Raw genomic sequence first — 11,146 nt, forward strand, 5'->3', positions numbered from 1 at the left:
CCACGACGCGGGCGCCGCGGTTGGCCGCGATCTCGACGAGCCCCTCGGCCTGCAGGCGCCGCAGCGCCTCGCGGACCGGGGTCCTGCTGACGCCGAGGGTCTCGGCCAGCTCGGCCTCGCCCAGTCGGTCGCCCGGGACGTACTGCCCGGCGAGGATCAGCCCGCGTAGGTCATCGACCACTGACATGTATACATTCCTCCGGTCTATCTGCCACCATGATGGGGATATGCCTGGTCAATGACAAGAGGTTGCATACAATTCATGGAAATAGACGTCGTCGAGGTCGGCCCGAGGGACGGCCTGCAGAACGAGCCGGTGACCGTGTCCACCGACGCCAAGGTGGCCTACGTCGAGGCGCTGGTCGCGGCCGGGCTGCGCCGCGTCGAGGCGGTGAGCTTCGCCCACCCCGGGCGGGTGCCGCAGATGGCCGACGCCGAGGCGGTGATGGCCCGGGTGCCCCGCGTCACCGGGGTCCGCTACGCCGGGCTGGTGCTCAACGAGCGCGGCCTGGACCGCGCGCTGGCCGCCGGGGTCGACGAGGTCAACGTCGTCGTGGTCGCCACCGAGACCTTCTCCCGGCGTAACCAGAACATGTCCGTCCGGCAGGCCGTGGACGCCTTCGCCGTGATCGCCGGACGGGCCCGCGCGGCCGGGCTGGGCGTCACCGTCACCGTCGGCGCGAGCTTCGGCTGCCCGTTCGAGGGCGAGGTCTCCCCCGCGCGGGTGACCGACATCGTGCGGCGCTGCGCCGACGCCGGGGCCGACGAGATCGCGCTCGCCGACACCATCGGCGTGGGCGTCCCCGCCGAGGTCCGCCTGCTGACCTCGGCGGTGCGCGAGGTCACGGACCTGCCGCTGCGCTTCCACTTCCACAACACCCGCAACACCGGGTACGCCAACGCCGAGGCCGCCCTGCACGCCGGGGCGACGTCCCTGGACGCCAGCGCGGGCGGCATCGGCGGCTGCCCGTTCGCGCCCGCCGCGACCGGCAACATCGCCACCGAGGACCTGGTCTACCTGCTGCACCGATCCGGGGTCCGCACCGGCCTGGACCTGCCGGCGCTGCTCCGGGCGGCGGCCCTGATCGAACCCGAGCTGGACGCGCCCCTGCCGGCGCAGCTCGGCCGCGCCGGGATCTGGCCCGCGCCCGGCCCGATCGGCACGACCGGCTCCTCCGGCTGAGCGGCCCCGCCCGGCTCCCCGGTCCGGGGACCCGGGTCCGCCGGGGCGGCCCCGATCAGGCCCCCGGGGACGCGGGGTCGGCCGGCGGGGCCGTGACGCCCCGCGCCGGGAGCGCGGGGCTCAGCCGAGCACGGCCATGGCCGCGTTGTGGCCGGGGATACCGCTGACGCCGCCACCGCGCCGGGCGCCCGCGCCGCAGAGCAGGACCCGCTCGAAGGAGGTCTCCACCCCCCAGTGCCCGCGGGTCCCGTACGGCCAGGACAGGTCACGGTGGAAGATGTGTCCGCCGGGCAGGCCCGTCTCGGTCTCCAGGTCCACCGGCGTCCTGACCTCCAGGCAGGCGGTGCCGTCCGGGGCGCGCAGCAGGCAGTCCTCGACGGGCTCGGCCAGCACCCGGTTCATCGAGGCGAGCGTGGCGCGCAGCGCGGCCTCGCGCGCCCCCTCGGGATCCTCGCGGAACAGCCCGGCCGGCATGTGCAGGCCGAAGAGCGTCATCGTGTGGGCCCCGGCCTCGCGCAGCCCCGGCCCCAGGACGGAGGGGTCGGTCAGCGAGTGGCAGTAGACCTCGGCCGGGGGCAGCGACGGGATCAGCCCGGCCGACGCCTCCTCGTACGCGCGGGCCAGATCCCGGCGTCCCTCGTTGATGTGGAAGGTGCCGCCGAACGCGGCCGCGGGGTCCACGTGCGGGTCGCGCAGCCTCGGCAGCCGCGAGAGCACCATGTTGACCTTGAGCTGGGACCCCTCGGGGACGGGTCCGGTGGCGCCGCCCAGGAGCCGGTCGAGCACGACGGGCGGCACGCCCGCCAGGATCCGCTCCCCCGAGACCGTGTGCTCCCCGGCCGCGTCACGGAAGGCGACCTCGCCCGAGGGGTCGATCGCGAACACCTCGGCGCCGGTCACGATCTCGGCCCCCGCCGCGAGGGCGGCGTCCGCGAGCGCGCCGGAGACCGCCCCCATGCCGCCCACCGGGACGTTCCAGTCCCCGGTCCCGTCGCCGATCACGTGGTAGAGCAGGCAACGGTTGGCGAGCAGGCCGGCGTCGTGCGGATCGGCGAAGGTGCCGATGAGGGCGTCGGTGAGGACGACACCGCGTACGGTGTCGTCGGCGAACCGCTCGTCCACCACCTCGCCAATCGGCCGCTCGAACAGCTCCCGCCACGCCTCGTCGCCGACCAGGCGCCGCATCGCCGCCCGGTCCGTCAGCGGCTCCAGCAGCGTCGGCGCGACCCGCTCGGCCACGGCGGCGGTCATGCCGTAGAAGCGCCGCCATGCCTCCAGCTCGCCGGTGCCGCCGGTCACCCGGGTGAAGGAGGCCGCGGTCCGCGCGGCGTCGCCGTTGTCGACCAGCAGGCCGGTCTCCCCCACGGGCGTGTACGAGGCGTACCGGCGTCGGCGCAGCGTGATCCGCAGCCCCAGCTCGGTCACGATCCGGGACGGCAGCAGGCTGACCAGGTACGAGTAGCGCGAGAGCCGGGCGTCCACCCCCGGGAACGCCCGCGCCGAGACCGCGAGGCCGCCGACGTGGTCCAGCCGTTCCAGGACGAGGACGCGCCGTCCGGCACGGGCGAGGTAGGCGGCGGCGACCAGGCCGTTGTGGCCACCGCCGACGATCACGGCGTCGTGGTGCGAGCGGAGCACGTGGCTTCCCGGTGGGCGAGGGGACGGCGGACGAGTGTTCCGGCCGCCCGGGGACCCGCCCGCCGGGCGGCCCGGGGCGGGGCACGGCCGGGTCGTGATCACCCCACGCCGCTCACCCTATCCCGGGACGTTCCCGAACGTTCGGTACGCCCGGGAACGTCCCAGGGCCCCGCCACCGCTCCGCCGGGCAACCCCGCCGCCGCTCCCCCCGGGAACGCCGGCACCGCTCCGCCGGGCAACCCCGCCGCTCCTCCCAAGCCCCGGCACCGCTCCCCCGGGAGCCTCACTGCCGTTCCCGGCCCGCGGAGAGGGTGATCCTCAGCAGGGTGGCGGCGGGGCCGCTGGGGGCACGGCCCCGCCGCCAGACCGCGCGCAGCCGCCGGGTGAGGTCGATGTCCCTGGTGGGCACCTCGATCAGCCGGCCACCCGCCAGCTCGGCCTCCACCGCGTACCCGCTGAGCACCGCGGGGGCGGCGCCCTCGCGGGCCGCCCCCTTGACCGCGGCGTTCGAGCCGAGCTCCAGTTTGGGCGCGGCGACGGCGTGACCGGCCAGCGCGCGGTCCAGGGTCTCGCGCGTGCCCGAGCCACGCTCGCGGACGACCAGCGGGGTGGCGGCCAGCTCCGCGGCGAGCAGCGGTGTGCGCCGCCGCGCCCACGGGTGGCCGGGCGCGACCACCACCACGAGCCGGTCGGTGGCCACCACCCGCGACACCAGCCCCTGCGGCACCGAGGGCCCCTCCACGAACCCGAGCTCGATCTCCCCGCCGATCAGCCTCGCCACCTCGGCCGAGTTCTGCACGTCCAGGCCGACCTGGACCTGGGGCTCGCGGTCCTGGAGCTCGCCCAGCCAGCGCGGCAGGAGGTACTCGGCCACCGTCATGCTGGCGGCGATGTGCAGGTGGGCGGCCCGGCCGTGCCGTACCGCCTCGACCCCTCGCATGAGCTCCTCGGCGGCGGCCAGCACCTGCGCGGCCCAGGCGGCGACCATCACGCCCTGCGAGGTGAGGGTGGAGCCGCGCGGGGTGCGTTCCAGCAGCGGCAGCCCGAGGCGGCGCTCGAGCCGTGAGATCCGCTTGCTCACCGACGGCTGCGCGATGCCCGCGGCGCGGGCGGCCTGGCCGAGACTGCCCAGCCGGTCCACGTCGACGAGCAGTCGCAGGGATTCTAGATCGGGCAGCTCACTCATAGCTCCAGGCTATGACCTCCCACCGAGGCGGCGGCTACCGGCCGTGCCCCGTCCGGCCGAGACTCGGACCATGGCCGCCTCCTCCCCGGGACGACGGAGTCCCGGACGGCACGACCACGAACGGCGGAGCCACGCCCGGCACGACCACTGACGGCACGGCCACGAACGACGCAACCTCGGACACGCAATCTCGGACACGCAATCTCGGACACGGAGCCACGGACAATGGAGTCGCGGGTGACGGAGCCACGAACGGCACGACCAGGCACGACGGGACCACGGACGCCGGAACCACGCCCGGCGGGGCCACGAACGGCGGAACCGGGGGCGGCAGGACCACGGGCGGCGGAGCCACGGGCGGCGGGACCGTGGGCGGCGCACCTGTGGCCGCTGGTGCCCGGACTCGCCGTCGTGGTCGTGGCGACGGTGCTGGCCACGGCGGCGAGCCGGCTCGTCACCGGGGTGAGCGCGGCCGTGCTCGCGGTGGGGCTGGGGGTGGCGCTCACCAACCTCGTCGGCCTGCACCCGCGCCTGGCACCGGGGCTCAGGTTCGCCTCCCGGCGGGTGCTCCGCGTGGCGATCGTGCTGCTCGGGCTGCAGATCGCGCTTCCGGAACTGCTGGCGCTGGGCGGGGGCGCGCTGGCGGTGGTCGCGGTCGCGACCGGCGTCACGTTCGGCGTGACGCGGTGGATCGGGGCCCGCCTCGGGGTGAACCCCCGCAGGTCCCTGCTCATCGCGACCGGCGTGTCCGTCTGCGGCGCCGCGGCCGTGGCCGCCATGCACGAGGTCGCCGGGAGCGACGACGACGACGCGGCCGCCGCGGTCAGCGTGGTCGTGCTGTACGGCAGTGCCTCGATCGTCGTACTGCCCCTGCTCGCCGGGGCACTGGGCCTGACGCCCCACCAGCTCGGCCTGTGGGCCGGCGCGTCGGTCCACGAGGTCGCCCAGGTCGCGGCCATCGGCGCCGCCGCCGGCGCCGGGGTGCTGGCGAGCGCGGTGGCCGTCAAGCTGGCCCGGGTGCTGCTGCTGGCCCCGATGGTCGGCCTCACCTCCGCCGTCCTGCGCCACGGCGCCGCCGACCGCCCGGCCGGCGAGCCCGGACGGCGCCCGCCGGTGGTTCCGCTGTTCGTCGCCGGGTTCGTCGCGGCGGTCGCGGTCCGGAGCCTGGGCGTCGTACCCGCCGGGGTCACCTCCGCGATCCCCGGCCTGACCGCGGTGCTGCTGGCGGCGGCCCTGTTCGCGCTGGGCACCGGGGTCGATCTGCGGCGGCTCGCGCGGGGCGGGCGATCACTGCTCCTGGGCGGCATCGCCACCGCCGTCATCGGCGGGATCTCCCTGGCCGGCGTCATGGTCATCGGCTGATCTTCGAGTGGACGTCTACCCGCAACCGCCGTAACCTGCTCTTTCTGGGAGGACGGTGTCGTTTGCCCCGTTCCAGAAGAGCACGATGATCATTACCGCGGACAGGAAGACAGAACCGCCTCATGGGTACCACCCGACCGGCCCTCACCGACATGCTCCGCCCCTCCGAGGAGGTGGCCGAGGCCCTGGACCGGGGCGCCCCGATCGTCGCGCTGGAGTCGACGATCATCTCCCACGGCCTGCCGCGGCCCCGCAACCTGGAGGTCGCGGTGGAGCTGGAGCAGATCGTCCGCGAGACCGGGGCGGTACCGGCGACGATCGCGGTGCTGGACGGGGTGGCGCACATCGGCCTCGACAAGGACCGGCTGGAGCGCGTCGCCGGTGAGCCGGGCCTGCACAAGCTGGGCTTCCGCGACCTGCCCGCCGCCGCCGCGCTCGGGGCGAGCGGGGCCACCACCGTCTCGGCCACCTCGTTCCTGGCCGCCAGGGCGGGCATCCGGATCTTCGCCACCGGCGGGCTCGGCGGCGTGCACCGCGGGTGGACCGAGGACCAGGACGAGTCCGCCGACCTCGACATGCTGAGCCGCACCCGCATCACCGTGGTCTGCGCGGGCGTGAAGTCGATCCTGGACGTCCCGGCCACCCTCCAGCGGCTGGAGACGCGCGGCGTCACGATCGCGGGTTTCCGGACCGGCGAGTTCCCCGGCTTCTACCTGCACTCCTCGGGCGAGCCGCTCGACTGGCGGATCGAGACCCCGGACGAGGCCGCCGGCATCATGCGGGCCCAGGACGAGCTCGGCGGGCCGCAGGCCGCGCTGATCGTCGCCAACCCGGTGCCGCGGGCCGAGCAGCTCGACCCCGCCCTGCACGACCGGGTCCTGGCCGAGGCGCTCGCCGCGGCGCGGGAGGAGGGCGTCACCGGCCAGGCCATCACCCCGTTCCTGCTCGGCTACCTGGTGCGCGGCACCGACGGCGCCTCGCTGGAGGCGAACCTCGCCGCCGTGCGGGGCAACGTCCGCCTCGCCGGGCGGATCGCGACCTGCTGGAGCCGGGGAGACTGAGGACGCCGTGACCGGAAACGGCCTGCTGATCATCGGTGACGTGGTGACCGACGTCGTCGCGCTGCACGCCGGGTCCGCCCGGTCCGGCCTGGCCGTCGGCACCGACACCGCCGCCGACATCGTGCTGCGTCCCGGCGGCTCGGGGGCCAACACGGCCTCCTGGGCCGCCCGGCTGGGGGCCGACGTGCGGATCCTGACCCGCGCCGGCTTCGACACCGCCGACTGGCACGCCGCCGAGCTGCGACGTTCCGGGGTACGGGCGCACCTGCGGGTCGACCCCGACCGGCCGACGGCGGTGGTGATCGCCATGGTCGACGTGACCGGGGAGCGGTCCATGCTCACCAACCGCGGCGCCGGAGGGCACATCGGCACGGGCGACTGGGACGAGAGCCTGCTGGAGGGGGTGGGTCACCTGCACCTGTCCGGCTACACCCTGTTCGCCGACCCCGGGCTGCAGCTCGCCCGGCTGGCCATGGCCGAGGCGTCCCGGCGCGGCGTCTCGATCAGCGTGGACCCCGCCTCGACCGGGTTCCTGCGCTCGTTCGGCGTCGAGCGTTTCCTGCTGGAGACCGCGGCGGCCCGGCTGATCATCCCCAACCTGGACGAGGCACTGCTGCTGGCCGGGGAGGCCACCCCCGAGGGGGCGGCGGAGCGCCTGAGCCTGCGTTACGGCGCCGCCGCGGTGAAGCTCGGCTCCCGTGGCGCGCTGATGGCCAGGGACGGAAAGTTGGCCGCACGCCTTCCCGCGCTGGCCACCGAGGTGGTTGACTCCATTGGAGCGGGGGACGCGTTCGCCGCCGGGCTGCTGACGGCCCTGCTGAGCGGGGCCGGCGACGAGGCCGCGCTCGACGCGGGGCGTCGCGCCGGCGCGGAGGCCGTAACGGTTCTGGGCGGCCGGCCGCGTGTCCTTCCGTCTGATTTGGGTACGAACGAGCTTTACCCTCTTAACACCAATTGATAGCTTGCGGCGTAAGCTGCACCACTAGCCACACGCGTCACTTTGGGGAGGTTGCGGTCCGCCGATGGATGCAGAGTCATCGATCTGCCTGAGCGATCTGGTGCCGGCCCTGCGCTGGAGCCGCCCCCAGCAGGTCGCCGAAGCCCTGGACGACCCCCGCCTGCCCGCCGGCTGGTGGTCGTCGGTCGCCCTTCCCAAGGCCCTCGGCGCCGCCGGGCTCGACTGGGTCTGCGACAGGCTGGCCCGGCTCTCGCTGTCCCGCTGGGATCATCTGCCGTTGAGCGACGTGCTGCCCGCGCTGCACGTCCACACGGTCGATCCCACCCTGCCCGGCTGGCCCGAGCAGGCACGCTCGGCCGTCACCGGGCTGGGCGGATGGGCCCGTCTGCGCCGGCTGACCGCCGGGGACCTGAACGGGCCCGCCATGCCTCCCTCTCCGGAGGTGATGGTCACCGCGATGTTCCGCGAGGTGCTGAGCCGCATCCCGGGCATCGCCGAGCAGGCCGCACCGGCCGCGGCCTCGGCCGGGTCGCACGTCCAGCAGCCGTCGCACGCCCGGCAGACCCAGGACCGGGTGCCGTCCCGGCCCGCGGCGCAGCCGTCGGCCCCCGCGCAGCCGTCCGCGCCCCGGGTGCCCGCGCAGGTCCCGGCCCAGACTCCGGCCCCGGCCCGTCCCGCGGCGCCGCGGGTGCCCCAGACCGCCCAGGAGCGGCGACAGGTCCCCGCCGCCGCTCCCGCCGCTTCCTCCGCTCCCGAGACCTCCGTCGCGGCTCCCGGCGCGCCCGCCGTCCCGGCCGCCGAGCCGGCCGCCGCCGGGGCGCGTGCCGACCTCAGCGAGTACCCGCTGGTGCGCCTGGTGGACAACATGTTCCGCGACTGGGGCCCGCTGGAGCGCGCGGTCGCGGTGGAACGGCTCTTCGCGGTCGACCCCATCAGCCTGCGCGCGCTGGCGCACAAGCTGAACGCCGACCGCGACGCGTTGTCGGCGGCCCAGCGTGCCGCCGAGGAGCGCATCCTGCTCTGGCTGCGCTCCTCGGAGTCCGCGCCCCTCACCGGGCACATGTTCGGGCTGACCGAGTGGCTGGGCGCCGCCGCCACCAAGGAGCAGCTGATCGGCGCCGACCCCGCGCACCCGATCGAGGTCCCCACGCTGCGCACCCCGCTGTGGCGGGTGCTCGTCACGCTCATGCCGGACCGGCGCCTCCAGGACGACTGGCTCGTCGTGGGCGACCTGGGCGGCCTGCGTGACCGGACCCGCCGCCTCCTGGCGAACAAGCCCGCCGACAGCGACGCGGTCGGGCTGATGGAGCACCAGCTCGGCATCCGCGCCCACTCGGCCCAGGCCTGGCTGGACGCCCTCGCCGCCAGCTCCGCGCAGGGGCCCTCCCCGGAGGAGCCCCCCGCCGGGGAGACCAGGCAGCTGCCCCGCCGCACGCCGGGGGCCAACGGCCACCACCATCGCGGCGGTCAGCCGGTCCCGCAGGTCAACACCAGCGCCATCGACCCGCGCGCCGCCCTGGCCACGCTCTCGGCCCTGTCCGGCGGCAACACCCGGCCGCATCTGATCACCAGCCGGCGGGCCCCCATGCACCCGCCCGCGAGCCCGACCGCCGACCCGAGCCGCTGGCAGCGCATAGAGGTGACCAGCGACCACCTGCGGGGCGGCCCGGTGGCCGTGCCCGAGGGGTACGCCACCCGCCTGGGCATGCGCCCCGGCACGCTGCTCTCGGTGACCGGCCCCGGCGACAACGCCGTGGTCCTGGTCTGGCGGGACCACCCGGTCTTCGACTCGCTGCAGCCCGTGCTGATGCGCCTGAACGCCCGCCCCGGCGACCAGGTCTACGTCACCGTGGACGGCTACCGCCTGGACGCCCAGCTGCCCGCCTGAGTTCCGGGAACGTCGACGGGCCGGCCGGATGGGTGCGCGCGGACGTGTCCGGCGGTGGGTGGACGTGCCGGACGCGGCCGGGAGGATCAGACCGCGACGGGGTGGCGGCGGCGCTGCCAGAGGGCGTCGACGGCGAGGGCGCCACCACCGCTGAAGGCGACGGCCAGGGTGGTGGCGGCGAGGACCAGGACGTACTCGTAGCCGCCCTTGTCGGCGCCGAAGCCGTTGGCGCCGTGCACGAAGAGGATCGCGCCGAGCATGTTGAGCGCGAGCAGGGTGCCGAAGACGGGCAGGGCGGCGCCCAGGATGAGCGCGATGCCGCCGACGACCTCCAGGACGGCCACCGCCGGGGCGGCGATGCCCGCCAGCGGGATGCCCACCGAGTCGAAGAACGCCGTGGTCTGGGCCAGGCCCATCGTCGCGAACTTCTGCCAGCCGTGCACCAGAAAGACCACGCCCAGGACGACGCGTGCCACCAGCAGGGTGTAGGGACGGACTCTGTCAACCATGGTGACTCCTCATGTCATTCGAATTTGTACAGAACCCTAGCGGTTAGTTCAAATTCGAACAAGCATAAAATATGAGGGTGAGCGAGACGAGATGGCTCAATGAGGCCGAGATGGCCGCGTGGGTGGCCTACGTGGCCGCCACGCACCTGCTGGAGCGTCGCGTCGAGGACCAGCTGAAGGCCGACTCCGGCCTGACCCACGCCCAGTACGAGATCCTGGCGAAACTCTCCGCCTGCCCCGGCGGGCAGTTACGGATGACGGAGCTCGCTCACAGGCTGATCGTCTCCAAGAGCGGCCTCACGTACCAGATCGGGCAGTTGGAGAGGAAGGGCCTCGTCGCACGGGCGAGCTGCCCCTCGGACGAGCGGGGCGTGCTCGCCGTGCTCACCGAGCAGGGGATGCGCTGCCTGCGGCGGACCGCACCTGGGCACGTCGCCGTCGTGCGCGCCTTCCTGATCGACCGGCTCACCCCCGAGGAGATCGAGACCATGCGGCAGATCATGACGAAGGCGACCGCCGCCATGGAGGCGGCACCCCCCGGCCCCCTCCGCGCCCCGGGGCCGGACGGGGCCCCGGACTGACCGGGAGGATCCCGCCGAGGCGCCGGCCCCACCTCCACCGGGCGCCGAAACACCGCCTCCTCCCCCGGCCGGGGCGGAACGCAAAAGGATCCGGTACGGCTCGCACGGGGGGCATCCGTGTGAGCCGTACCGGATCCACGCCACATCGCCGGGTCAGGCGGCGGTGCAGCCGATCTGGGAGGGCGCCTGGTTGGACCCGGACGAGCTGCCGGTGAACCCGAAGCTCGCCGAGGCACCCGAGGGGAGGGAGCCGTTGTGGGAGACGTTGCGCACCGAGACACCCGCGCCGCTCTGGGTGTGCTGGCCGTTCCAGAGCTGGGTGATGCGCTGGTCACCGGGGAAGGACCAGGTCACCGTCCAGCCGGACAGGGGCGCGGTGCCGGTGCTCTTCACCGTCACCTCTCCCTGGAAACCGCCCTGCCAGGAGCCGGCGACCTTGTAGGTGGCCGTGCAGGCCCGTCCGGCGGTCGGCGTGACGGTCGGGGTGGGCGTGACGGTCGGGGTCACGGTGGGGGTGGGGGTCACGGGCGGCGGGGAGCCGGCGAGGGCCAGCTCGTAGGCGCGCTGCGGCACGAACTGCCCGGCTCCGGCGATGCACCCGTCCGCCTCGCCCGGCAGCTTGATCCAGAGGAACGCGTCGATCATCGAGTCGCCGGTGGCGTTGGTGCTCGGCGTGCCGATGGCCCGGCCGGCCGGGTCACACCACTCGCTGCCCAGCGGGCCGTTGCCGTTGCGGCTGGTGTCGATCACCGCGCGCAGGCGGGAGACGCCGGTGGCGGC

11 protein-coding genes are annotated in these 11,146 nt (G+C 74.9%); 6 read left to right on the plus strand and 5 right to left on the minus strand.

Features of this window, described 5'->3' with window-relative positions:
* Nucleotides 1-187: winged helix-turn-helix domain-containing protein (locus tag AB0G16_RS37490; protein WP_362815576.1), on the minus strand; the 187-nt coding region annotated here is incomplete at its 3' end.
* 75 nt (nt 188-262) lie between these two features.
* Here AB0G16_RS37490 and AB0G16_RS37495 point away from each other — a divergent pair.
* A complete protein-coding gene (locus AB0G16_RS37495; RefSeq protein WP_362815578.1) occupies nt 263-1,183 on the plus strand; it encodes a hydroxymethylglutaryl-CoA lyase in 921 nt (306 codons plus the stop codon).
* A 120-nt stretch (nt 1,184-1,303) separates the two neighbouring features.
* Here AB0G16_RS37495 and AB0G16_RS37500 read toward each other — a convergent pair whose 3' ends face one another.
* Nucleotides 1,304-2,821 carry an NAD(P)/FAD-dependent oxidoreductase gene (locus AB0G16_RS37500; protein WP_362815580.1) on the minus strand — a complete coding sequence of 506 codons (1,518 nt, stop codon included), beginning with the start codon at nt 2,819-2,821 and terminating at the stop codon, nt 1,304-1,306.
* 283 nt (nt 2,822-3,104) lie between these two features.
* The gene (locus AB0G16_RS37505) at nt 3,105-4,007 is read right to left on the minus strand and encodes a LysR family transcriptional regulator (RefSeq protein WP_362815582.1); all 903 of its coding nucleotides are present in this window, start codon (nt 4,005-4,007) and stop codon (nt 3,105-3,107) included.
* Nucleotides 4,008-4,400: 393 nt separating this feature from the next.
* Here AB0G16_RS37505 and AB0G16_RS37510 point away from each other — a divergent pair, with 393 nt between their 5' ends.
* The 4 genes from AB0G16_RS37510 to AB0G16_RS37525 all read left to right on the plus strand — a co-directional run bounded on the left by AB0G16_RS37510 (nt 4,401) and on the right by AB0G16_RS37525 (nt 9,276).
* Nucleotides 4,401-5,369: a putative sulfate exporter family transporter gene (locus AB0G16_RS37510; RefSeq protein ID WP_362815584.1), complete on the plus strand. Its 969-nt coding sequence runs from the start codon at nt 4,401-4,403 to the stop codon at nt 5,367-5,369.
* Between the two features lie 122 nt (nt 5,370-5,491).
* Nucleotides 5,492-6,430 (plus strand): pseudouridine-5'-phosphate glycosidase, encoded by a 939-nt coding sequence (locus AB0G16_RS37515; RefSeq protein WP_362815586.1) that lies wholly within the window; start codon nt 5,492-5,494, stop codon nt 6,428-6,430.
* Between the two features lie 7 nt (nt 6,431-6,437).
* Nucleotides 6,438-7,388 (plus strand): sugar kinase, encoded by a 951-nt coding sequence (locus tag AB0G16_RS37520; protein ID WP_362815588.1) that lies wholly within the window; start codon nt 6,438-6,440, stop codon nt 7,386-7,388.
* 64 nt (nt 7,389-7,452) lie between these two features.
* Nucleotides 7,453-9,276: a hypothetical protein gene (locus AB0G16_RS37525; RefSeq protein WP_362815590.1), complete on the plus strand. Its 1,824-nt coding sequence runs from the start codon at nt 7,453-7,455 to the stop codon at nt 9,274-9,276.
* A gap of 86 nt (nt 9,277-9,362) precedes the next feature.
* On the opposite strand, the gene AB0G16_RS37530 is transcribed toward AB0G16_RS37525, so the two are convergent.
* Nucleotides 9,363-9,785 carry a DoxX family protein gene (locus tag AB0G16_RS37530; protein WP_362815592.1) on the minus strand — a complete coding sequence of 141 codons (423 nt, stop codon included), beginning with the start codon at nt 9,783-9,785 and terminating at the stop codon, nt 9,363-9,365.
* Nucleotides 9,786-9,862: 77 nt separating this feature from the next.
* Between AB0G16_RS37530 and AB0G16_RS37535 the strand changes: the two genes are divergently transcribed.
* A complete protein-coding gene (locus tag AB0G16_RS37535; RefSeq protein WP_362815594.1) occupies nt 9,863-10,366 on the plus strand; it encodes a MarR family transcriptional regulator in 504 nt (167 codons plus the stop codon).
* A 153-nt stretch (nt 10,367-10,519) separates the two neighbouring features.
* On the opposite strand, the gene AB0G16_RS37540 is transcribed toward AB0G16_RS37535, so the two are convergent.
* Nucleotides 10,520-11,146, minus strand: a 627-nt coding sequence (locus AB0G16_RS37540) for a cellulose binding domain-containing protein (RefSeq protein WP_362815596.1), incomplete at its 5' end; no start/stop codon positions are given.

This window comes from Streptosporangium sp. NPDC023615, assembly GCF_040640155.1.
Taxonomy (GTDB): domain Bacteria; phylum Actinomycetota; class Actinomycetes; order Streptosporangiales; family Streptosporangiaceae; genus Streptosporangium.